Genomic DNA, 22,105 nt, shown 5'->3' with positions numbered 1-22,105 from the left:
TCAATTGTCCTCCCGGTCCAGTTCCAGAAGCATTGCGCTTTCCGGCATCATCATTGGCAGCGGCAGCCCGCCGCTTATTGCTGCATCAAGCGAGAAACTGATCTCGCCTGCGAGCAGTCGCTTCTGGTCGTCATGTATTCGGATGAAGGCCGGATGGTCCGGCATTTTGTTTGTGATGCGCCAGGCGCCACCGATGGTGCGCAGCTTCTCCGGCAAACGCAGTGGCGCGGGCTGTTCGCTCACTGCCTGCGTGGCCTGCGCGATGAAGAGCACGATCTTCTCTTTAATCGCCGCCCCCCAGAGATACCGACCATCCAGCGGTTCGCAGAAGAAATTTGCGCCACTGGCGTGAAGTACAGGGCGCAGACGCTTGTGCTCCTCGATGAAGCCCGCAAGCTCCGCGCGCTCGCTCCCGGTCATCTCCAGCGGATTGAGCTCCACCCCGAAATGGTAGGCCATCGCCACAATGGCGCGGAAGCTCAAGCTGTGGCGGCGTCCCGTCTGGTGGTTGGGGACGGCGGATACATGCGAGCCGACGATCTCCGGCGGCAAGAAACGGGAGATGCCGCGCTGGATCTCCAGCCGCTCCAGCGCGTCGGTGCAATCGGAAGCCCAGACGCGATGGGTGCGAGCGAGAACGCCGTAGTCGACGCGCCCGCCACCCGAAGCGCAGCTTTCGATTTCCACATCGGGATGGGCTGCGCGAATGCGATCCATGAGCGCATAGACCGCACGGGTTTGCGCATCTGTTCGCGCGCGACCGTCACGACCTGCCACGTGGGTCAGGTCGCGGTTCATGTCCCATTTGATATAGGAGATATCGTGCGTTGAGAGCACGGCATGCATCTTGTTGAAGAGGTAGTCGGAGACCTCCGGCCGTGTCAGTTCGAGCACGAGCTGATTGCGTGAGAGCAGAAGCGGTCGTCCTTCCGCCTGCAAGGCCCAGTCGGGGTAAGTGCGGAAAAGCTCGGAATTCGGGTTGATCATCTCGGGCTCGAACCAGATGCCGAATTCCATGCCAAGGCCCGTGACATGGTCTACCAGTGGCTTCAGCCCCGATGGATATTTGCGCGGGTCGATATCCCAGTCGCCGAGGCTCGACGTGTCGTCGTCGCGGCGGCCGAACCAGCCGTCATCCAGCACGAAGCGCTCGATCCCCAGTTCGGCTGCAGCGCTCGCCTGCGCCTTAAGCGCATCCAGCCTGTGATCGAAATAATTGCCTTCCCAGGTGTTGAGCGTGACCGGCCTGGGCTTCATGGCAGTGTCGGGCCAATCAAGCAGTTCCTCACGCACGAAGGCATGCAGGCTTGCAACATCCGCTCCCGCATAGGCGCGCGGGCTCTCGTATGTCTCGCCGGGGCCAAGCAGGCATTCGCCCGGCTCGAAAAGTGCACCGAGATGGACAAGTCGCGCACCATCATCCGCACAATCCACCGCGACTTGATGGTTGCCGCTCCACCCAAGGGTCAGGCCAAGCTCCAGGCCGCCGCTTTCAACGAAAAGCATGGGCGGCCTGTCATGGGAGGTGCGCCCGCGGCGGTTTTCCTGCACCCAAAGCGCTGTACCCAGTTTCTCGCGCCGTGTCTGGAATTCGCGACCCCAGGACCCCGTGAAGTGCTCGACCCATGCCTGCCCCGCCGGAAGGCGGAAGGTGCCTGCCATGCAGCGGTCAAGCTGGTAGGGCGAGGTGCCTTCGTTGGTCAACCGCGAGGCCATTGATATCACGCCCCCGGCGTGGCTTGCGATCTCGATCTGGATCGCGATTTGCGCAACGGTATCTCGCGCAGACAGCCGCGTCTGGTTGTCCGTCTGCAGCACTTTCCAGTCGGAAAAATCGAGCAGGAAGTCACGCCCCTGGCGATGGCCTGCGATAGCCGGCCAGCCGAAATATCCCAAGCCGCCGGTTGGCAGGATGACATTCGACGGCACCGCCTCGTCCATACCGTTGATGCGGCTTGCGCGGGTGATGCCAGCCAGAGGCTCATGCGCCTCGACAGTATCGCCGAAGGAGATGATTTCAGGCATTCCTGCGTCGTGCAGGCGCAGATTGAGCGCGAAGGGCGCTTCGCCCACCGTAATGATCTGGTTCATCCCTTGGTGGCCCCGAGTGTCAGTCCGGCAATGAAATGTTTTTGCATCAGGAAGAACATGGCGACCGGTGGCAGGGCGGCGATGATCGAGCCTGCCGAGACGAGATGCCATGCGGCCACCCACTGGCCATTGAGAGAGTAAAGTCCTGCCGTCACCGGCATTGCGTGCTGGCCCTGAACGAGCACGGTTGCCCAGAAATAGTCGTTCCAGACGAAGGTGAAGACGAGGACGGCGAGTGCCGCGATGGCTGGCCGCATCAGCGGCAGAACGATATGGCGAAAGATCTTCCATTCCGACACGCCTTCCACCCGGGCGGACTCGATCAGCGCGAAGGGCAGACCCTTGATGAAATTGCGCATGAAGAGCGTGCAGAAGCCTGTCTGGAACGCGATGTGGAAGAGCACGAGACCCAGTGTGGTGTCGTAGAGGCCCGCGCGAAGCGTCATGTCGCGCACCGGCACCATGAGGATCTGGAAGGGGATGAAATTGCCCGCCACGAACAGAAAGAAGATGCCGAGATTGAAACGGAAGCGATAGACCGCAAGTGCAAAGCCCGTCAGGCAGGACAGAGCGATTGCACCGATGACCGTCGGCACCGTCACCTTGAACGAGTTGAGGATATAGGTGGCAATCGGCGAGTTGGTGAGCACGGCCGTGTAGTTCTCGATGCCTGCAAAGCCCGACGGGATGCCGAAATAGTTGCCGGCAGCGAGATCGCCCTGCGGGCGCACCGAGGTGAGCGCCACGCCGATCAGCGGCAAGAGCCAGAGAACGAGGGCCACGGGCAGCAGGACCTTGTAGGTGAGCCGCGCCCACGGGGCCGATTGCTGAATGGGTTTGGGGAACATGGTCAGGTGTTCCTTTCCTGGTTCAGCATGCGGGTGATGAAGAAGGTGATGAACACCATCATGATGAGGAACAGAACGACGGCAATCGCTGCGCCATAGCCCATGCGGTAGCCATATTCGGAAAGCGCCTGCTCATACATGAAGTAGGACAGCACCTGGCTCGAGCCGTAGGGGCCGCCGGCCGTCATGATGGAGACGAGGTCGAAGGAGCGCAGCGAGCCGATGACGGTGACCACCAGCGCGATGAAAGTCGCCGGGCGCAGCTGCGGGAGAATGACATGCCAGAGCATGGAGAAGCCCTTGGCGCCATCCATGCGCGCAGCCTCCACCTGCTCGGAATTGATGTTGTTGAGACCCGCCAGATACAGGATCATGCAATAGGCGGTCTGCGGCCAGAGGCCAGCGAGAATGATGCCGTAGGTGACGTAGCGCTCATCCGCCAGAATCGCGATCTCGTCTCCCGTCAGCCATTCCAGAAAGACTGAGAGCGGCCCGAAGCCCGGCGCATAGAACCAGGTGAAGATGAGGCCCACCACCACCTGGCTGATGACGAAGGGGAAGAAGAACATCGACTTGTAGATGCGGATGCCCGCGACGTTCTGGTTCAGGAACAGGGCGACCGCAAGACCTGCCGGTATCGACAGGAGATAGAGCACCAGCCACAAAAGGTTGTTCCAAAGCGAAACATAGAAGGTGTCGTCATCCAGAAGCTCGATATAGTTGCCCATGCCGATCCAGGACATGGCGCCCAGACCATCCCAATCGTGAAAGCTGATCCAGAAGGACTCGACGATGGGAACGAGCACATAGATGAGGAACATCAACAGCCCGGGGGCCAGGAACAGCCAAGGGGCCAGCTTGAGCCGGTTTGGCCTGCGCGACACGCGCTTCTGGTAAACGGCCTCGGTCACGACAACACCTGCATGATGGATACATGAAGAAAAAGCCCGGGCGCTCCTGAAGAGGCATGAAGCGCCCGGGTGGGAGGAAACCCTATTTGTAGACGCGGGCGCGGATCTTCTCGAGACGCTCGAGAATGTCATCCACCTTGTCCGGCTTCACCATGAATTCCTGGAAGCCTTCCATGCCGGCCTTGGCCATTTCCGCAGCCGCATCGCGGTCGTAGAACTGCGCCAGCGCGTGGGCTTCAGAAAGCATCTCGAAGCCAGCCTCAAGGAACGGGTCCTCAGGCTTCTCGGCCTTGTTGTTGACCGGAAGCTGACCAAGCGTCTTGTTCATCTTGGTCTGGGCTTCAGGTGAAGCGAGATAGGCCAGGAACTTCTTGGCGTCTTCCTTGTTCTTCGCACCCGCCGGGATGTGGAAGGTATCGGTCGGCGCTTCCTCGGACATCGGGATATCCGGGTTGATCTGCGGGAACTGCAGGAAGCCGATCTGATCTTCCTCCAGACCGCCGTCCTTCATGGTGGCGACGGCGAAATTGCCCATCAGATACATGGCAGCCTTGCCCTGCACGAGATGCGGGATCGCATCCTGCCAGTCGATGGCCGCATGGTTTTCGATGAAATAGCCAGGCTCGACAAGCTCGGCCCATTTCTCGAAGACCGCCTTCACGCGCGGGTCGGTGTAAGGCACCTTGCCGGAGGTGAGATCCATGTGGAATTCGTAGCCATTGACGCGCAGGTTCAGATAGTCGAACCAGCCGCCGGTCGGCCACAGCGCCTTGGTGCCGATGGTAAACGGCGTGATGCCCGCTTCCTTCAGCTTGGCGGAAGCTGCAAGCAGCTCGTCCCAGGTCTTCGGCGGCTCGATGCCCTGCTCTTCGAAGATATCCTTTCGGTAGTAGATGCCCCACTGGTAGTAGGTATAGGGCACGCCCCACTTCTTGCCGTCTATGGTCATGGAAGCGGCGGCCGATTTCAGCTCTTCATTCAGACCGTTTTCTTCCCAGACATCGGACACGTCCTCGAAGAGTCCTGCATCCACGAAAGGCTTCATGCGGTTGCCTGCATACCAGGCCGCAACATCCGGCGGATTGGCGGTCAGGAAGTTGCGGATGGCAGACTTGTAGCCCTCGTGGTCGAAATTGTTCCACTTCACCGTGATGTCGGGATGGGCTTCCTGGAAGTCGGCGATCAGCTCTTCCATCGCCTTTTTCGGCGCCGGATCGGACTGATCGGAGTTGAGCACGATTTCACCGGCAAGAGCTGAAGTTGACAGCAGCGCCAGCGACAGGGCGAGGCCGCCCAGTTTCCTGATAGGGGTCATTTTTTCCTCCCATGACCTTGGTCAGTCACGAATGCACGAGCCGGAAGCGACAATTGCGCTTCCTCCTCTGGCTCTCCTTGATATTCCGTCCCGATACCGTAGAATTCTCCCGTTCTTCTGCCAAACTTTTCCGGGATCCTAAGGTGATGGGCCAGACCAGTACACAACCGCCAGACGAGTCGGTGCCCATTCATCCCGAATTGCACCCGCGTCATCCTGCCGTTGTCTTCGGCGATCACCGTTTCTGTGCCGGTGAGAGCCTGCAGGTTCGGCTGATGGAAGGGCCGCACATGCACAGCCAGGTCGAGATGAATCTCGTCCTGGAAGGCGCGATGACATATTGGTTCGACGGGCGTGAGCTTACCGTTCAGGCAGGCAGTCTCTGCCTGTTCTGGGGCATGGTGCCCCATCAGGTCATCGGGCGCCCGGAAGGCACGCGTTTCGTGTGCATCTATGTTCCAATGTCGAGCTTTCTGGCCCAACCCGGCCTCCAGCGGTTCCGTGAGGCGGTGTTCCGCGGGGCAATGATCGAGACCTCCGATCTGCGCCCATATGAGGAAGATATCTTTCTCAGATGGCGGGAGGAGTTGTTGAGAGGAGACGAGGCCCTGGAGGAGATCGTGCGCCAGGAACTGACGGCAAGGCTCCTGCGCCTCGAACGGGAGGGCTGGCGCGATCTGCGCGAGACTGGATCCGCTCTTGCAAATGCAAGCGGGGTGGACGCCGCGCGCCTCCAGCGCGTGGAGCGCATGCTGCGCTTCATTGCCGAACATGCGACTGACGACATTTCTGCCGAGGATGTTGGACGCGATGCGGGGCTGCACCCGAACTACGCGATGAGCATCTTCAAGGACACGGTGGGCCATACGATCAATCAGGCGATCGTGCGTCACCGTCTGGACACTGCCCAGTCTCTCCTCATCTCGACCAATCTTTCAGTCACCGATGTCGCCTTCGAATCAGGCTTCGGCTCCACCTCACGCTTCTACGAAGCCTTCGCCGATCGCTTCCACGAAAAGCCATCAGCGTTTCGCAAGAGGATCAGGGCAAGGGCGACGCAAGTGGTGGAGTGAAGGGAGGGAAAATATAAGGAGAAATGGCGCACCCGACAGGATTCGAACCTGTGACCTCTGCCTTCGGAGGGCAGCGCTCTATCCAGCTGAGCTACGGGTGCAATGGCCGCGTGGCCGATACGCGGCTTTCATAGCGGATGCTTTGCGATCCATCAATGCGGAAATGGCGCTTGCATTCCTCTTCGGACAGAGGGGAGCGATGCGGTCGTTTCTTGCGAGGCAACGTCGTGGCGCAATTTGGGTAAGGCAACACGAAGGGCGTTGAAACCGTTGCTCTGGCTGCAAGGCGTCCTCCGTGGGCGTGGTGAAACGGTCTCAGCGGAGAACGCCTGCCTGGTGAGAAGCCCGATCTATGGGGTGAGGTCCAGAGCCTCCACCACCTGGCTGTAAGGCAGACCGGCCTTGTCGTTAAGTCGCCGGACCTGCTCAATGTCCTTGCTTTCGAACAGGCACATGCAGCGACCGTCCTCTGGGGCGAATGTCGAGCGAATATATTCGATCCGCTCTCCGTTGGCTGACATGTCGGCCGCTGTTGCAATTGCCGCCCTCTGCGCTCCTGCCAGATCCTCCATGCTGATACCCTTGAGGTTTCGTTCAACCATATAGACGGTCATTTCCATTCCTCCTCATGCTTACGGTGGAACGATTGCACCACGGGTTTCACCGGGGCGGAAATGGCGTTTTCTCATTGATCCATAACTTACGGTTGGGTTCGGCTGTGGTAAGCTGCTCAAGCGGTGGGATCGACCGAGGAGTTGATCATGGAGATGGCGCAGATCAGATATGTGCTGGCGGCTGCCAAGAGCCTGAATTTCACCAAGGCTGCGGAGGAATGCTGTGTATCCCAACCGGCTCTGACCAAAGGCATCAAGGCACTCGAGAACGAGCTGGAAACGGAGCTTTTCCATAGGGAGGGGCGCCGGATATTGCTGAGCGAGTTCGGTCGATCAATGCTCCCCCACCTGCAGCAGATCGTGGAGGAAACGGAAGCGGCGCGCGCGCTGGCACAAAACTTCCGCCTGCTCAAGAAGGTACCCATCCGCCTGGGTGTGCTCTCGACGGTTGGACATGTGCGGCTTGCCCGATTTCTCGCTCGCTTCGACAAGGAGAGCCCGGGCGTTGAGCTGTCGGTAAGCGAGGGCTCCGCATCAAGACTTGCCGACCAGTTGCTTGAGGGCGAACTGGACGTCCTGATCGCGACCAGGACAGCCGAACTGGAAGACCGCTTGCGCACACAGGATCTTTACAGGGAGCGATATGTTGTCGTCTTCCCGCCCGATCACCGACTTAGTGCACACAACGCGGTGCGTCTGGCTGATCTTGATGGAGAAGATTACGTGGATCGACTCTCCTGCGAGATGCGCGAGATGGTCATATCCGCATGCCAGAGCAAAGGCGTCGAGCTCTACGCACGCTTTCGTTCCGAGAGAGAGGACTGGGTACAGGCCATGGTTCTTGCGGGGCTCGGATTTGCCTTCATGCCGGAGTTTTCCGTCAGCCTGCCGGGACTCATGCAACGCCCGCTGATCGAGCCGGAGGTAGAACGCCAGATAGCTGCCATGACTGCCCCCGGTCGAAAATTCTCGCCGGGTCTTGAATCCTTTTTCAGGGTGGCCAGCCGTTTTTCGTGGCCGGGGTGAACGAGGGGCAGCCGGCGTTTGCCCCTATGTGCATTCCTGCTTCAGTCGCTGTCTGGCCGTGTCGCATCGGCTGCATATGCCAATTGCTAACGGCCTGGGACGTGGTAAAATCCACAGTTCGGGCATTTGGCGCCTAGCTGTTTTTGATGATGCTGGCGCTCGGAGGACATCACAATGAAGTTCGCTATGTTCGTTCAGGTTGCCTTGGCGGCCGGGATTGGCTCGCTTTCAACCGCCTTCGCCGATGATTATGATCTGGCTGCTCTGCGTACGGCTGTCGAAAAATACAAGGACGTGAAAGTCGCACTCGCGGAAGGCTACATCCCGGATCCATCTGGTCATTGTGTGGATGCCGCCGCAGAGGGATTGCCAGCCGAATGGGGCGGGATGGGTATTCATTACCTCAATCCGAGCCTGCTCAAGATTACCGCCGATCAGCCAAGAGTCGACGGCATGAGCATACACACCGACTTTTTGAAGCCATCGGTGTTGCTATACGAGCCGCAGGCTGACGGATCGCTCGTCCTCGTTGGCGTGGAGAACCTTGTCTTCGAGAAAGCCTGGAAAGAAGCCGGGAACAACAGTCCTCCCATGTTCAATGGTCGCGCATGGGATCACATGGCCGACAAGGCGGACACCGCTGCAGATGAGGCCCACGGCTTCGAACCACACTATGACCAGCATGTATGGCTGTTTCGGGAGAACCCCAGTGGCGAACTCATGCCATTCAACCCCAATGTAACGTGTCAGCATCACGCCAGGCATTGAAACGCTTTCGTTTCTCGCATCGAAGTAGCTCCCGGCACCTTTTCAGCCGGGAGCGCTTTGGCTTCAACCAACAGCCAGATCGAGGGCCTTGGCTGCTTCTCTCATGACGCCCACGAGCCGCTCGCGGCTGTCGTCGAAGGTCCGGTTGTCGGGAAACATCAGGCTGATGCCCCGGTTTGCGTCGGGCATGACCAGCGGCCTGACAACAACTTCCTTCCTGTGCACGGCCTGTCGGCGCGCGAACAGATCGGGGAGTACGGCTATACCGGCTCCCGTGGCGGCCATCAAAAGGATTGAGTCGAGACTGGTGCCCTCATAGTCATCCGACACGATACCGCCGCTAAGGCCGGCCAGGCCGTAGACGATCCGCGCGAGGCGGTGCCCCGTGTCCAGGGTGAGCAAGCGCTGGCCAGTCAGATTGGCTGCCGTCACTTCGTGCATGGAAGCAATGGCATGGTCGGGCGAGGCGCACACCCAAAGCGGCTCCGTGAATAAAGGATACTGACGGGTGTTCGGATGATCCTCAGGGGTTGAGATGATGGCATCAAAGCGCCCGTTGCGGATGCCCTCATCCAGGTTCAGCGTGTTTTCCTCACGCACGATCACACGCAAGTCCGGCTCGTCGCGATGCAGGGATTGCATGACCTGTGGCAGGAGGTAAGGACCAATTGAGGGAAGTGCGCCCAGTCTCAGCCTTCCGCCAAAGGGCAAATCCGTGGCCATGACACTGCGAAGGCTCTCCACCTCGCTGAGGATGCGTCGCGCGCGGTGAACAAATTCCAGTCCCTTGGCCGTTGTCTGGGCCCCGTTGCGCCCTCGCTTGAAGAGCTGAACGCCAAGATCCGCTTCCACTGCGGCGATCTGGCTCGACAGACTTGGCTGACTGACATGCAACCTCTCCGCGGCAAGACCGAACCCGCCGAGCTGGTGCACGGTGACAATATATTCAAGCTGTCGGAGCGTCGGCCTCATTCATAGTCTCAAGCTATCTTTGGAGAGATAAGAAAGTATTTTAACTATGAATAGAGTTGCGGCAAGAGCGCGGCATCGAAATCTGGAGCCTGCAATGTCTGCCGTCATCGACACGCTAACCGGTAACCTGATGGTGCCGACAATCCTCTTCTTCGTACTGGGCCTCGTGGCTGCGGCCGTGCGCAGCGACCTTTCCATTCCGGAAGGTGCCGCGAAGTTCATGTCGCTCTATCTTCTTCTCGCGATCGGCTTCAAGGGCGGGCACAGTCTGGCGCAGCACGGTCTGCATGCCGATCTGCTGCTCGCCATCATGGCGGGCCTGGTATTGTCTTTCCTTATCCCCTTCCTCGCCTTTCTGCTGTTGCGTGTCACGACCCGTCTCGACGCGTTGAACGCGGCTGCGGTGGCAGGACACTACGGCTCTATCTCCATCGTGACCTTTGTGGCGGCATCAAGCTTGCTGGAGCTAGCGGGGGTGAAGTTCGACGGCTACATGGTCGCGGTTGCCGCGAGCATGGAGGTGCCTGCAATTCTATCGGCATTGTGGATCGCTCACCGCTTTTCAGGAGAAAGGGAAACGAAGGGGGTTCCTGCACGGGAGCTGTTTGCAAACGGGTCAGTACTACTGCTTACAGGGGCATTCCTGATCGGAGCCGTGACGAAGGAAAAAGGCATGGAGATGATTGCGCCCTTCGTCGTCACGCCCTTTGTCGGCATTCTCTGCCTGTTTCTCCTGGACATGGGAATTTCCGCCGGACGGAGCCTCTTGCGCAACCGCCACATGCTGAATGCCGGGCTCTTCTCCTTCGGCCTGCTTATGCCTCTGATCGCTGCACTCTTTGGGTGGGCTGCCGGCTGGGCCATCGGCTTGCAGACCGGGAGCCTGTTCCTGTTAATGGTTCTGGCTGCCTCCGCTTCATATATCGCGGTACCCGCAGCAATGCGGATTGCGCTTCCAAGGGCGGAGTCGGGAATTTACCTGACGCTCTCGCTGGGCGTGACGTTTCCCTTCAACATCACAGTCGGACTGCCGCTCTATCTGTGGCTTGCGGGCCTTGGCGCGCCGAGCTGACCCGCCCAAGGGTACGAATTACAGGGAGGCGGAAGTGCGCCGCCTCTCTGTTTCAACTTTGCGGGAGTAGCTTCGGCGGCATCAGGCAGGCTCTGCGGACTTCCAATCGAGGCGTTCGAGCTTCTCGCGGAAGGCGAAGCGGACGAGATGGCTTTCGATGGCACCCTTCCCGCGATTGAGTGATTCCTCGTCAGGGGCGTTCAAGGTGCGCGAAGTGCTTGCAGAGCTGGATGAGATATTTGCGACCATTTTCTGTCTGATAGCTGGCTTTGGCGTTGGGCATTCTCGGGTCCGTCCAATTGTTGAGTAAGTTAATCATATTATTCTGGACACGGATTTTGCAATGGGCTAATCCGCTTAAAGCTGATTAAGCCAATCAAGTATTGAAGCCGATTGCCAAGGAGCTTGTCCATGAGAAGCCTCGTCCAGATTGCTGCTGCCGCCGTTCTGTTCGCCGCCCCTGCTCTCGCCGATACCGTCACGATCGAAACCGCCCGTGGCCCGGCAGAGGTTCCCGCATCGCCGGAGAAGATCGCGGTCTTTGACCTTTCGGCCTTCGACACGCTGAATGCGCTCGGGGTCTCGGTGGCGGGCACGGTCGACAAGGCCTATCTCGATCATCTCAAGGACGCGCATGAGAAAGCCGAAGTGGTCGGGTCGCTGTTCGAACCAGACTTCGAAGCCATCAACGCGATGCAACCGGACCTGATTGTGGTTGCCTCGCGCTCGGCCGAACAGCTTGAGCCGCTCTCCAAATTCGCCCCGACCATCGACATGACCGTTTGGGGCGATGACCTTCTGGGCCAGGCAAAGGCGAGGATTGCAGCCTATGGCAAGCTTTTTGATCGCGCAGACAAGGCGAGCGCCTTGAGTGCGGAACTTGACGAGAAGCTTGCGAAGGCGCGTGAGGCGGTGGCCGGCAAGGGCAGCGCCCTGATCGTTATGACCAATGGCCCAAAGGTATCGGCCTATGGCAAGGGCTCACGCTTTGGCTGGCTGCATCAGGCACTCGACCTTCCCGAAGCGGTTGAAACCTCCAGCGAGAACTCACACGGTGAGGCCGTTTCCTTCGAGTTCATCCGCGACGCCAATCCCGACTGGCTGCTGGTGATTGACCGGTCGGTCGCGATCGGCGCGGAAGGCGCGCTTGCAGATGAGACGCTGGACAATGCCCTGGTGGCCGAAACAACCGCCTGGAAAAACGGTCAGGTGATCTATCTCAATGCGGCAGACCTCTACATTGCCGGCGGCGGTGCGCGCTCCATCATGAACACGCTCGACCTGCTCATCGAAGGCTTCAGCAAGCCCTCCTGAACCATGAGCCTTCCCGTCCGGTCAGCAACGCTGCTGGCGCTTCTGGCGCTGGCAGCAGCCAGCCTCTTCGTGGGCGTCATCGACATGGCGCCCTCTCAGCTTTTGCGCGGCAGCGAGGCGCTGAAGCTGATGGCGGTGAGCCGCCTGCCGCGCACTCTGGCGGTGGTCCTGACCGGTGCCACATTGGCTGTTGCAGGTGTCATCATGCAGATGCTTGCCCGCAACCGCTTCGTCGAACCAACCACGGCGGGCACGGGGCAAAGTGCGGCCCTTGGCATCCTGCTTGCCACGCTTTACGCGCCCGGTGCCCCGCTTGTCGTGAAGATGGGTTTCGCCAGCCTGACAGCGCTTCTTGGCAGCGGCATATTCCTGCTGATCGTGCGGCGCCTGCCTGTCACCCAGCCGCTGCTCGTTCCGCTTGTCGGACTGGTCTATGGCGCGATCATCGGCGCAGGCGTCACGTTTCTCGCCTATCGCACTGATCTTCTTCAATATGTCAGTATCTGGCTCAATGGCGAGTTTTCCGGCGTGATTGCCGGGCGCTACGAGTTTCTCTTTGTCAGCGGCATTGCGGCAGTGATCGCCTATCTGGCTGCCGACCGCTTCTCCATTCTGGGGCTTGGGCGCGATGCCTCGATCAGCCTCGGTCTCAATTACAACCAGATGCTTCTTCTCGGGCTGGTCGTGGTATCGGTCATTACCGCGCTCACGGTGGTCAATATCGGCATGATCCCGTTTGTCGGGCTCGTGGTGCCGAACATCGCAAGCCGCCTACTGGGCGACAATCTGCGATCAAGCTTGCCATTCGTTGCGGCCTCTGGTGCGGGCCTTGTTCTTGTCTGCGACATTGTCGGTCGTATTGTGCGTCACCCCTACGAGATCCCGGTCGGTACGGTTTTCGGTGTGGTGGGCGCGGTGATCTTCCTTTGGCTGCTCTATGCCAAAAGGCCGTCACATGGCTGAGCGTCGGCTGATCTGGCTTGCTCTTGGTCTGATCGTTGCAGTCCTGATCTTCATGACCTGGGGCGCGCGCGGCAATTGGGGCTTCGTGCTCGCCTTTCGCGGCACAAAGCTTCTGGCTCTCCTGGTGGTGAGCGCGGCGATTGCCGTTTCAACGGTGCTCTTCCAGACAATCACCGCAAACCGTATTCTCACACCCTCCATCATGGGGTTTGATGCGCTGTTCCTCCTGTTCCAGGCTGGGCTTGTATTCGTGCTTGGCGGCTTCGGTGTGACGCAGCTTTCAAGTGGTCTGCGCTTCGGTATGGAATTCGCGCTCCTGATGGGCGCTGCACTTCACCTGTTCGGGACACTCATCGGTGCCGCGCGTCACGACATTCACCGACTGGTCCTTACCGGCATCATCTTCGGCGTGCTCTTCCGCAGTCTCACCTCCTTCATCGAGAGGTTGATCGACCCGAACGAATTCGCGGTCGTGCAGTCGAGCAGCTTTGCGAGCTTCAACAGCTTTGATGCGGACCTTCTGCGCTATTGCGTGCCCCTTTGTGTGCTGGGTATTGCAGCTGCATGGCACTATCGCCGCGAGCTCGACGTCATTGCGCTGGGGCGTGACCATGCGATCAATCTGGGGCTGAACCACAAGCGCATCGTTCTCATCATCCTGACCATCATCGCGCTGCTTGTTTCGGTATCTACCGCGCTTGCTGGTCCGGTCACCTTTTTCGGCCTGCTGGTCGCCAGCCTCGCGCATCTGGTGATGAGATCGCACCGGCATGCGCTTCTTCTTCCGGCGGCAAGCCTTTGTGCAGGCATCGTTCTGGTGGGCGGCCAGGCGATTACCGAGCGTGTTCTATCGCTTTCCGTGCCACTTTCCGTTGCTGTCGAGTTTCTTGGCGGCCTCGTCTTTCTCACACTTATCCTGCGGGGCACACAACGATGATCGAAATCGAGAATGTGAGCCATCACCATGGACACCAGCAGGTGCTTCACGACATCACACTCACCGTTCCCAAAGGCGGCGTGACGGCGCTTGTCGGTCCCAATGGTGCAGGCAAGTCAACGCTTCTGTCTTTGATGGCGCGTCTGCAGACCTTGCAGAGTGGTCGCATCAGTTTTGACGGGCTGGATGTGAGCATGACCCGCGGCGAGGAACTGGCACGAAAGCTTGCGATCCTGCGCCAGGACACGCAGCTCGGCGCGCGCGTGACGGTGCGCGATCTGGTTGGCTTCGGGCGCTTTCCGCATTGCCGCGGACGCATGCGGGGTGAAGACCACGCGGCGGTTGATGAGGCCCTTGCAGCCTTTCAGCTCGAAGCTCTGGAGCATCGCTTTCTGGACCAGCTTTCCGGCGGGCAGCGCCAACGGGCCATGGTGGCGATGAGCTTTGCCCAGGCGGCTGACTATCTCCTGCTCGACGAGCCGCTCAACAATCTCGACATGTCCTTTGCGCGCGGGCTGATGCATCAGCTTCGCACGCTGGCCGATGAGCATGGCCGGACGATCATCGTGGTGATCCATGAGATCAACTATGCCAGCGCACATGCTGATCGCATCATCGGGATGCGCGATGGCCGGCTGGTGGCTCAGGGTACTCCGCCGGAGATCATGGAAGCCGACACGCTGGAGGCGATATTTGGCACGCAACTGCGCGTACAGGAGGTGGAAGGCAAGCGGATGGCGCTCCACTACGCGTGAGGCGGCTCGACCGGGCTTCATATCATCATTATACCGGTGTCATCTGCCGGTAACATAAAGCCCCTAGCTCACACGCATCCATCCAACAGACGGAGCGAACAGATGAATTCCCTTGCCAAGCTTCTTATCGCAGGCGCGTCCCTGCTTGCGACGGCCGCATCCGCATTTGCCGTCGAAGGCCAGCTGACCCTCTACACGTCGCAGCCAAACAATGATGCGCAGAAGACGGTTGATGCCTTCATGGAGAAATATCCGGATGTGACCGTCACCTTCGTCCGCGATGGCACCACGAAGATCGTGGCCAAGCTGCGTGCGGAACTTGAGGCCGGCAATTCGCCTGCCGACGTGCTTCTGATCGCCGACAGCGTCACGATGGAAGGTCTGGCCAAGGATGGATATCTCATGGCCTATGAGGACGCAGATCTCTCAGACTATGCAGACGAGATGCAAGACCCCGAGCGTATGTGGTTTCCCACGAAGCTGATCACCACCGGCATCATCTACAACACCAATGCGCCGATGAAGCCTTCTTCCTGGGAAGACCTGTTGAGCGAGGAAGCCAGGAACCAGGTTGCCATGCCCTCCCCGCTGACCTCGGGTGCAGCGCTTATCCATACCCATTCGATCGTCGAAAATCTCGACATGGGCTGGGACTATTACGAGAAGCTGGCGGCCAACGGCGCGCAGGCGTCTGGTGGCAATGGCGGTGTGTTGAAGGCGGTTGCCGGTGGCGAAAAGCTTTACGGCATGGTGGTGGAATTCCTGCCGATCCGCGAAAAGGCAAAGGGCGCTCCGGTTGATTTCGTCTTCCCCGAAGAAGGCGTGTCTGCCATTTCCGAACCTGTCGCCATTCTGAAAGGCACGCAGAGCGAGGAAGCCGCAAAAGCTTTCGTCGATTTTCTGCTTTCCGAAGAAGGACAGAAACTGGCGGCGGAACAGGGTTACATGCCGGCCCTTGCCGATGTGACGCCGCCGGAGGGCTTCCCGTCATTGGCAGAAATCAACTTCCTGACGATTGATCCTGCCGAAGCTCTCGAACGCGCCGAGGCCGACAAGGAGAAGTTCGCCGAGATCTTCGGCCAGAACTGACCCCTTCAGGGCCGGCGGCAATGGCATTTCTCACCGATACGCTGCCCCTTCGCCCAAGACGGCGGAGGGCCGACAGCTGGTATGAGATGGAAGGCGGCACGATCTCGCTCGTCGTGATCGGTGCCGTCGCCATTTTGTGCGTCGTGCCAATGCTGCAACTCCTGCTTGCGGCAGGCCGGGTTATGCAAGACGGAATGCCCCGCGCGCTGGAGCTTCTGGCAAGTGCCAGCGTGCTCAGGGCGACCGGCAACAGCCTGATCATAGCCGGAGGCTCGACGGTGCTGGCGATGATGCTGGGCGTGGCTGTTGCGCTTGTACTCGCCACGATGGAGTTGCGCACGCGACGCCTGCTCGGTTTCCTGTTCGTATTGTCACTGATGGTGGCGCCGCAGGTTTCGGCCCTCGCCTTCAAGACCCTTGCAGGGCCCTCCTCACCCATCCTGAACACGCTCGGCATTGCCCCGCCACCGGGCACACCGAACCCCATGCTTGGCTTTGGTGGCATCATGCTCGTCATGGGTCTGCATCACGCGCCGCTGGTTGCGCTGACCGTGGCGGCCGGACTTGCCCGCGTGCCAAAATCGCTCGTGGAAGCAGCCATGCTGGATGGGGCGAGCACCTGGACGATCATCCGCTGGATCATTCTGCCGGTCGCGCGGCTTTACCTGCTTTCTGCGGCACTTCTGGCATTTGTCGCAGGTGTGGGCAATTTCGGCATTCCCGCGCTTCTGGGGCTTCCGGTCGGCGTCACGACCCTGCCGACAATGGTCTATCGCCAGCTAGCAAGCTTCGGTCGCGGAGGCATCGAAAATGCCGCGCTTGTTTCCATGCTGATCGCGATCATTGCCGGCGCGGCAGTGATCGCATCTGCCTGGATCATGGCAAGGCGTGACGTGCGCACGGATGGCGAGCGCGGGCTCGAGCCCTTTATCGAGAACGTGGCCGTAATGCGCATCTGCGAATGGGCGCTGTGGTTGATCTTTGCATTCGCGATCATTCTGCCGCTGGCCTCCCTCCTCGCCACCGCACTCGTGCCAGCCTACGGGGTGACGCTTAATTTCGCGACGATTACCTTCAGCCAGTTCACGGACACGCTCTGGGACCAGGCACTGGTGCGGCGTGCTTTCGCCAATTCCCTGATCTTCTCCGGTTCGGCAGCTGTGATACTCGCGGTGCTATCGCTTTTCCTCGCCTATATCGTGGATCGCAGGCTCGCGCGCGCCCGCATCGCGATCATGCCCATCGTGGAAATGCCCTACGCCCTTCCTGGCGTTGTCGTCGCCATTGCCTGCATCCTGCTTTTCGTCAATCCGCTGCCCATTCTCGGCATCTCGATCTACGGCACGGGCTGGATCATCCTCTTTGCCTATCTTGCCTCGTTCCTGGCCATCGCGGTCAAGCCGGTCATGGCTGCCGTTTCCTCGCTTGAACGAGGTGTGGAGGAAGCCGCTATCCTCGACGGAGCCAGTGTCGCCGACAGGCTGACAAGGATCATACTGCCGATCGTCCTGCCATCTGTTGTTGCCGGTGGTCTGATGGCTTTTCTCATCGCCTTCAACGAGCTCACCATCTCTGCCCTGTTGTGGTCTGCTGGCACGGAAACGCTTGGTGTCGCGCTGCTCAATCTGGAAGATGCGGGCCTGGGCGCAGAAGCTGCTGCCCTTGCAGTGGTCGCCACCGGTGTGGTGGCCGGACTGATGGGGGTGCTCGAAGCCGCACATCGCTTCTTCCCCGAAAATGCCCTGCCCTGGCACCAGCTCTGTCCGCGCAAGACCTCCTGATGGCCACGGCTGGAACGGCATGATTAAGAATTGCTTGCCGCGCAGCCTATCATTCTAACTATGCTCTCGGTCGTATCTTAATTTTCCCCGGCTATCACTGTCGCCGTATAGTGGGTGGTGGCACATGGGGCATATTCTGCAAAACCGACTTCTGGGCTTGCACGACAAGCTTATCGACTACGCCTGCAATCCCGGAGGATCATTCGCAACCAGCCGAGAGATCGCAGGGCGTTTCGTTACCCTCTTCCTGCTGGCGGCGCTTCTCGTTCCCTGGTTTGTCTTCCAGTACTCCTATACCGGCTTCAGTGAAGCGGCGATGGCGCTTGCAACAGTCGGCGTATGCATGACGGCATCCTTCTGGGTGTTCAGACATACGGGCAATGTGCCGCTGACCCGGGATCTGTTTCTGGGGTCATTCTTCTGCTTTCTCGTCTGGCAGTCCTTCTATTTGGAAGGTTTGACACCGCCCGGTTCGGTATGGCTGGTGGTCATGCCGGTGGTCAGTGTTCTGCTCGGTTCCAGGCGCTCAGGCGTGATCTGGCTCTTGATCTGTATCGCCGCGCTACTGGTGTCCTATGTCTTGACGGACCCCACCAGGTTCACCGCCAGTATCTACACCAGCCGATACCAGCTGCTTCACACCATCAGCATCTGTTGCATGATGATAGCCGTCTTTCTCTTCGTGATGATGGTGGATGTCGCTCGCGCGCGTGCTTATCGCGCCCTGGAAGAAACCGCGGCCTCGGTCAAACTGCTGGCGGAACGCGACGAATTGAGCGGCCTGCACAACCGACGCTATTTCTACGAGCAGCTTGAGCAACGGCTGACACGGCACCCGGCCGAGGCTCATGCTGTCCTTCTGACCGACCTCGACGGTTTCAAGGAGATAAACGACACTCACGGCCACCTGGTCGGTGACGAGCTTCTCAAGGCAGCGGCCGAGGCATTCAGCGACATAAGCGCCCGGGAAAACGCCACCATTGCCCGCCTGGGTGGCGACGAATTCGCAATACTTGTGGCCGGATCGGATGTGAAGGCGCGTGCCGAGCGCGTTGCTCAACTGCTGCTCGAACGCGTATGTCAGCCATTCTACATGGCAGGACAGGCGGCACATATCGGGGTCAGCATCGGAATCGCTTCGACGCATGACGGTATCAGTGCTTCGGAAATCCTTCGCCGGGCGGATGTCGCCATGTATGCCGCCAAACAAGGTGGCAAAAATCAGTTCGTGTATTACCGCAGCGAACTCGATACCCATCGCAGCCATCAGCTGCAAATGGCGCAGGAGCTTGCAGCCGCCATGGCCGCAGAAGCCATCGAGGTGCACTATCAGCCAATCGTCGATGCGAAGACCTATGCCGTAACCGCAGCCGAAGCCCTGGCACGCTGGACGCGGGCAGATGGCACCAGGGTCTCGCCAGCCGAATTTATCCCGATCGCCGAAGAAAGCGGCCTGATCAACGATCTCGGTCTGTACATCCTCAGGCGCGCCTGTCGCGATGGTGTGGAGTTTGGTGCGTTGAAGCTGTCGGTCAATCTCTCGCCTGTCCAGTTCACCAGTGAGAATCTGGTCGGGGATATTCTTGAGATCCTGCGCGAGACGAACTACCCCGCCTCGCAGCTTGAGCTGGAAGTGACCGAAACTTATCTCATCGAACATCCGGAACGCGCCCAGCCGGTTATCGAAAAACTCCAGGCCGCGGGCATTACCGTCACCTTGGACGACTTCGGCACCGGCTATTCCTCCATCGGCTATCTGCGCCAGTACGGATTTGACCGGATGAAGATCGACCGCTCTCTGGTCAGCGGCATTGCCGAAGACGAATCTGCACGCAGCATCATCCAGGCGGCGGCGATCCTTGCAGAAAGCCTTTCGCTGAAGCTTACCGCCGAGGGTGTGGAGAGCGAGGAGGAAGCCGTACTGCTGCGTCTTGCCGGATGCAGCGAGTTGCAGGGCTATTTCTTCGGCCGCCCCCGGAGCCCGGGAGCCTTCACGCGGTTCCTCGAGACCGGCTCGACTGCCCGCAGCGTCCAGCCTGCTTACTAGAGCAGACCTGTTTTCACTCTTCCTTCTTGAGTTCGCGCGCGATCTGACCGTGGTTCAGCGCGGCCACGAGAAGCACACCGCCCAGCACATTGCCGGACAGGGTCGGAACGAAGAAGTCAAAGAAATAGGCTGTCAGGTCGGCCTCGCCCATCACCACGAGATAGGCGACCTCAACCGACCCAACGATGATGTGCGCAAGGCCCGCGATGCCGACGATATAGGTGACAAGTATTATGACGAAGGGTCGTGCGGAACCCGCCGCAGGCATGAGCCACACCATCAGTGCGATCAACCAGCCGGCAAGTCCTGCCTTTATGAAGGTGGCCTCGAAATCGCTCTCCAGCGCGTGACGACTGACCTCCAGAAAGGCAATCCGCTCGCTGGCCGTAAAGGCGGATACTTCCGCCAGACCATAGGCGAAAACCCAGGTCGCGAGGATGTTTGCTGACAATACAATCGCCCACAGCGTGAGCACCTGACGCAGCGTCTTGAAGTCCGGGTGGTGCAACAGAGGCAATATGGGTGTCAGCGTGTTCTCGGTGAAAAGCTGCTGGCGCCCCATAACCACGATCAGAAAGCCGAAGGAATACCCAAAGCTCGTCAAAAGCTCACGCCAGCTTGTGTCGGGAAGCTGGACATGCAGCATCCCTTCGATCAACAGGGACAGCCCCATTGAAAGGCCTGCGGCGAAACCTGAAACGAGCAATGCAGAGAGCGGGCGCTGAAGCTCGCTTTCGCCTTCCGCACGGATCGTCTCGTGGATCAGCGCGGCGCTGGGTCTACCTGCGCGAATTATGCTCTGGACCTCATCGGGCGTAAGCCCGTCCAGCGAGTGAACCGACAGGAGCCGGTCGGATTTGCGGTGTGGGTTCTTATCCATCTGGTTCTCTTGCCCCCGGGAATGCTGGATCAACCAGAGCTGAACCGGTTGGTTCCCCGATTTGGGTCGGGCGGCCGGCGAACCGCCTGATGCTGCTCCAGCACATATAAGAACGCGCGCACGAACCATCCGGACCGCCCGATTGTTCACTCTGCCGGATTCAAACCAATGTGAGGACCATCGTGAAGATTTTTCCGGAACGCTCCCTACCCCGTTTCGTTGTCCAGCCCGAGGGAACGACGAATGCAAACAACGTCACCTTACGAAATGGAGTAAAACCATGAAGAAGCTTATTTTTTCTACCGCGATCATCGCACTTATGGGTGCAGGCAGCGCTGGTGCGCAGACCTTTGAGCCCACCAACATGAATGACGATCCAACGCCGTTTACCGAGGAAATGGATCGCCCGGTTGGCAATACCCAGACCATGGGCGCACGCGCCGGCTTTTCGGCTGCTTCCGGTTTTGGCCCCAGCGATCAGAATGATCAGCCAACCCCGCGTATCTTCACGCACCAGATGGAGCGTCATTCCGGTACCGCGCCAATGATGACGGGTTCGGTACAGGCTGAGCCGTCTGTTGCGGAACGCAATTTCGAGCCGACCAATATGAATGACGAGCAGACCCCGTTCTGATCGTCTGGACATCGTTGATCCAAAAGGCCGGGCGCAGCGCGCTCGGCTTTTTTTCGTCGGCTAATAAATTTCAAGCCATTGAAGATATTACATTAATTTTGACGAGAAACGATCCGTGATTGAAAAACCGGAACATTGACCGGCGGCGATCGTTGGGGCGGCAGAGGGACAGCGAAACCTCAACTGAAGAGGAGACGAAGTCATGAAAAAGTTTCTGATGGCTACTACTGCAATGGTCTTTGCTGCCGGTACGGCAATGGCTCAAACAACCAGCGACCAGAATGATAACCAGGTGCCTGACACGGTTCAGACCAACAGCACCCAGACCGGTCAGAAATCCTTCGGCGCTGCTGCCGGTGGCACGACCGGCGCTATTGCCGGGGCAGCAGTTGGCGGCCCGATCGGCGCCATTATCGGCGGCTTTGCCGGTGCTGTGATCGGTGCTGAAACCGCCGTTCCGGAGCCTGCCGTCAACTATGTCGTCCAGAACCCGATTGATCCGGTTGTTGTGGACGCAGAGATCGCAGCCGGTGCAACGCTTCCGGAGACGGTGTCCGTTCACCCGATCCCCGAGCATCCGGAATTCGCCTATGTCTACACGGATAGCCGCCCGATCATCGTGAAGGCCGATACCCGCGAGATCGTCTACTCGCCCGGTTACTCGGTTCCGGAAGAGACCATCGCATGGGTAAAGCAGAACCCGGCTGATCCGATCTCCGTGGATGCCGATATAACTGTCGGCGCTACCCTGCCGGGCGACGTTGAGCTGCGTACGATCCCGAACAGCTCCGCCTACTCCTATGTCTGGCTGGATTCCGGTCCGGCACTGGTCGACGCCAAAACCCGCACCGTTGTCTGGGTGCAGTAAAGAGAAGTAGCATCTCGTCTTATCGGAGATGCAGAAAGAGGCCCTGCTGCCCTGCAGCAGGGCTTTCTTTTGATCGATTGAAGTTTTCACCACAGATTGACCACTCGCCCGCCGCATGGTCAAACCTGACGCAAAGAAGAAGCGTCA

At 59.3% G+C, this 22,105-nt stretch carries 21 protein-coding genes and 1 tRNA gene; 13 read left to right on the top strand and 9 right to left on the bottom strand.

Annotation, left to right across the window (positions count from 1 at the left end):
* The 4 genes from WA367_RS05090 to WA367_RS05075 form a co-directional block, all read right to left on the bottom strand.
* Window positions 1-2,091, bottom strand: coding sequence for an alpha-galactosidase (locus WA367_RS05090; protein ID WP_336055709.1), 2,091 nt, complete (start codon window positions 2,089-2,091; stop codon window positions 1-3).
* On the bottom strand, window positions 2,088-2,939 hold the full coding sequence (locus tag WA367_RS05085; RefSeq protein ID WP_036483032.1) for a carbohydrate ABC transporter permease: 852 nt from the start codon (window positions 2,937-2,939) through the stop codon (window positions 2,088-2,090). Before WA367_RS05085 ends, WA367_RS05090 begins: the two co-directional genes overlap by 4 nt.
* A 2-nt stretch (window positions 2,940-2,941) precedes the next feature.
* Entirely contained in the window at window positions 2,942-3,760 is an 819-nt protein-coding gene (locus WA367_RS05080) for a carbohydrate ABC transporter permease (protein ID WP_442935550.1), read from the bottom strand.
* 172 nt (window positions 3,761-3,932) lie between these two features.
* Window positions 3,933-5,165, bottom strand: coding sequence for an ABC transporter substrate-binding protein (locus tag WA367_RS05075; RefSeq protein ID WP_336055707.1), 1,233 nt, complete (start codon window positions 5,163-5,165; stop codon window positions 3,933-3,935).
* A 146-nt stretch (window positions 5,166-5,311) separates the two neighbouring features.
* Between WA367_RS05075 and WA367_RS05070 the strand changes: the two genes are divergently transcribed.
* On the top strand, window positions 5,312-6,238 hold the full coding sequence (locus WA367_RS05070; protein ID WP_336055706.1) for a helix-turn-helix domain-containing protein: 927 nt from the start codon (window positions 5,312-5,314) through the stop codon (window positions 6,236-6,238).
* Between the two features lie 24 nt (window positions 6,239-6,262).
* Here WA367_RS05070 and WA367_RS05065 read toward each other — a convergent pair.
* Window positions 6,263-6,339: transfer RNA gene (locus WA367_RS05065), tRNA-Arg, on the bottom strand.
* Window positions 6,340-6,588: 249 nt separating this feature from the next.
* Window positions 6,589-6,852: a DUF4242 domain-containing protein gene (locus tag WA367_RS05060; RefSeq protein ID WP_336055705.1), complete on the bottom strand. Its 264-nt coding sequence runs from the start codon at window positions 6,850-6,852 to the stop codon at window positions 6,589-6,591.
* 147 nt (window positions 6,853-6,999) lie between these two features.
* Here WA367_RS05060 and WA367_RS05055 point away from each other — a divergent pair, with 147 nt between their 5' ends.
* Together WA367_RS05055 and WA367_RS05050 are read left to right on the top strand one after the other, a co-directional pair.
* Window positions 7,000-7,878: a LysR family transcriptional regulator gene (locus WA367_RS05055; protein WP_336055704.1), complete on the top strand. Its 879-nt coding sequence runs from the start codon at window positions 7,000-7,002 to the stop codon at window positions 7,876-7,878.
* Window positions 7,879-8,052: 174 nt separating this feature from the next.
* Window positions 8,053-8,646, top strand: coding sequence for a hypothetical protein (locus tag WA367_RS05050; protein WP_336055703.1), 594 nt, complete (start codon window positions 8,053-8,055; stop codon window positions 8,644-8,646).
* Window positions 8,647-8,709: 63 nt separating this feature from the next.
* On the opposite strand, the gene WA367_RS05045 is transcribed toward WA367_RS05050, so the two are convergent.
* Window positions 8,710-9,618, bottom strand: coding sequence for a hydrogen peroxide-inducible genes activator (locus WA367_RS05045; protein WP_336055702.1), 909 nt, complete (start codon window positions 9,616-9,618; stop codon window positions 8,710-8,712).
* A gap of 94 nt (window positions 9,619-9,712) precedes the next feature.
* Between WA367_RS05045 and WA367_RS05040 the strand changes: the two genes are divergently transcribed.
* Window positions 9,713-10,690, top strand: a complete 978-nt coding sequence (locus WA367_RS05040) for a sodium-dependent bicarbonate transport family permease (protein ID WP_336055701.1) — start codon at window positions 9,713-9,715, stop codon at window positions 10,688-10,690.
* Between the two features lie 81 nt (window positions 10,691-10,771).
* Here the strand turns inward: WA367_RS05040 and WA367_RS05035 are convergent, their stop codons facing one another.
* Entirely contained in the window at window positions 10,772-10,939 is a 168-nt protein-coding gene (locus tag WA367_RS05035) for a DUF2218 domain-containing protein (protein ID WP_336055700.1), read from the bottom strand.
* 162 nt (window positions 10,940-11,101) lie between these two features.
* On the opposite strand from WA367_RS05035, the gene WA367_RS05030 reads away from it, so the two are divergent.
* The 7 genes from WA367_RS05030 (at window position 11,102) to WA367_RS05000 (ending at window position 19,576) form a co-directional block, all read left to right on the top strand.
* On the top strand, window positions 11,102-12,004 hold the full coding sequence (locus WA367_RS05030) for a siderophore ABC transporter substrate-binding protein (RefSeq protein ID WP_336055699.1): 903 nt from the start codon (window positions 11,102-11,104) through the stop codon (window positions 12,002-12,004).
* A 3-nt stretch (window positions 12,005-12,007) separates the two neighbouring features.
* Entirely contained in the window at window positions 12,008-12,967 is a 960-nt protein-coding gene (locus WA367_RS05025; protein ID WP_336055698.1) for an ABC transporter permease, read from the top strand.
* Window positions 12,960-13,904 carry an iron chelate uptake ABC transporter family permease subunit gene (locus tag WA367_RS05020; protein ID WP_336055697.1) on the top strand — a complete coding sequence of 315 codons (945 nt, stop codon included), beginning with the start codon at window positions 12,960-12,962 and terminating at the stop codon, window positions 13,902-13,904. Before WA367_RS05025 ends, WA367_RS05020 begins: the two co-directional genes overlap by 8 nt.
* Window positions 13,901-14,659 carry an iron ABC transporter ATP-binding protein gene (locus WA367_RS05015; RefSeq protein ID WP_336055696.1) on the top strand — a complete coding sequence of 253 codons (759 nt, stop codon included), beginning with the start codon at window positions 13,901-13,903 and terminating at the stop codon, window positions 14,657-14,659. Before WA367_RS05020 ends, WA367_RS05015 begins: the two co-directional genes overlap by 4 nt.
* Window positions 14,660-14,761: 102 nt before the next feature.
* The gene (locus WA367_RS05010; protein ID WP_336055695.1) at window positions 14,762-15,748 is read left to right on the top strand and encodes an ABC transporter substrate-binding protein; all 987 of its coding nucleotides are present in this window, start codon (window positions 14,762-14,764) and stop codon (window positions 15,746-15,748) included.
* Window positions 15,749-15,768: 20 nt separating this feature from the next.
* Window positions 15,769-17,529 (top strand): ABC transporter permease, encoded by a 1,761-nt coding sequence (locus tag WA367_RS05005; RefSeq protein ID WP_336055694.1) that lies wholly within the window; start codon window positions 15,769-15,771, stop codon window positions 17,527-17,529.
* A 124-nt stretch (window positions 17,530-17,653) separates the two neighbouring features.
* On the top strand, window positions 17,654-19,576 hold the full coding sequence (locus WA367_RS05000; protein ID WP_336055693.1) for a putative bifunctional diguanylate cyclase/phosphodiesterase: 1,923 nt from the start codon (window positions 17,654-17,656) through the stop codon (window positions 19,574-19,576).
* Window positions 19,577-19,589: 13 nt separating this feature from the next.
* Here WA367_RS05000 and WA367_RS04995 read toward each other — a convergent pair whose 3' ends face one another.
* A complete protein-coding gene (locus tag WA367_RS04995) occupies window positions 19,590-20,456 on the bottom strand; it encodes a formate/nitrite transporter family protein (RefSeq protein WP_336055692.1) in 867 nt (288 codons plus the stop codon).
* A 280-nt stretch (window positions 20,457-20,736) separates the two neighbouring features.
* Here WA367_RS04995 and WA367_RS04990 point away from each other — a divergent pair, with 280 nt between their 5' ends.
* Window positions 20,737-21,090 carry a hypothetical protein gene (locus WA367_RS04990; RefSeq protein WP_336055691.1) on the top strand — a complete coding sequence of 118 codons (354 nt, stop codon included), beginning with the start codon at window positions 20,737-20,739 and terminating at the stop codon, window positions 21,088-21,090.
* A 202-nt stretch (window positions 21,091-21,292) separates the two neighbouring features.
* Window positions 21,293-21,958 carry a DUF1236 domain-containing protein gene (locus WA367_RS04985; protein WP_336055690.1) on the top strand — a complete coding sequence of 222 codons (666 nt, stop codon included), beginning with the start codon at window positions 21,293-21,295 and terminating at the stop codon, window positions 21,956-21,958.
* Window positions 21,959-22,105 lie beyond the last annotated feature (147 nt).

Source organism: Nitratireductor sp. CH_MIT9313-5, assembly GCF_037029545.1.
In the GTDB taxonomy this organism is placed as follows: Bacteria; Pseudomonadota; Alphaproteobacteria; order Rhizobiales; family Rhizobiaceae; genus Chelativorans.
This window is presented reverse-complemented; position numbering and strand designations above follow the sequence as displayed.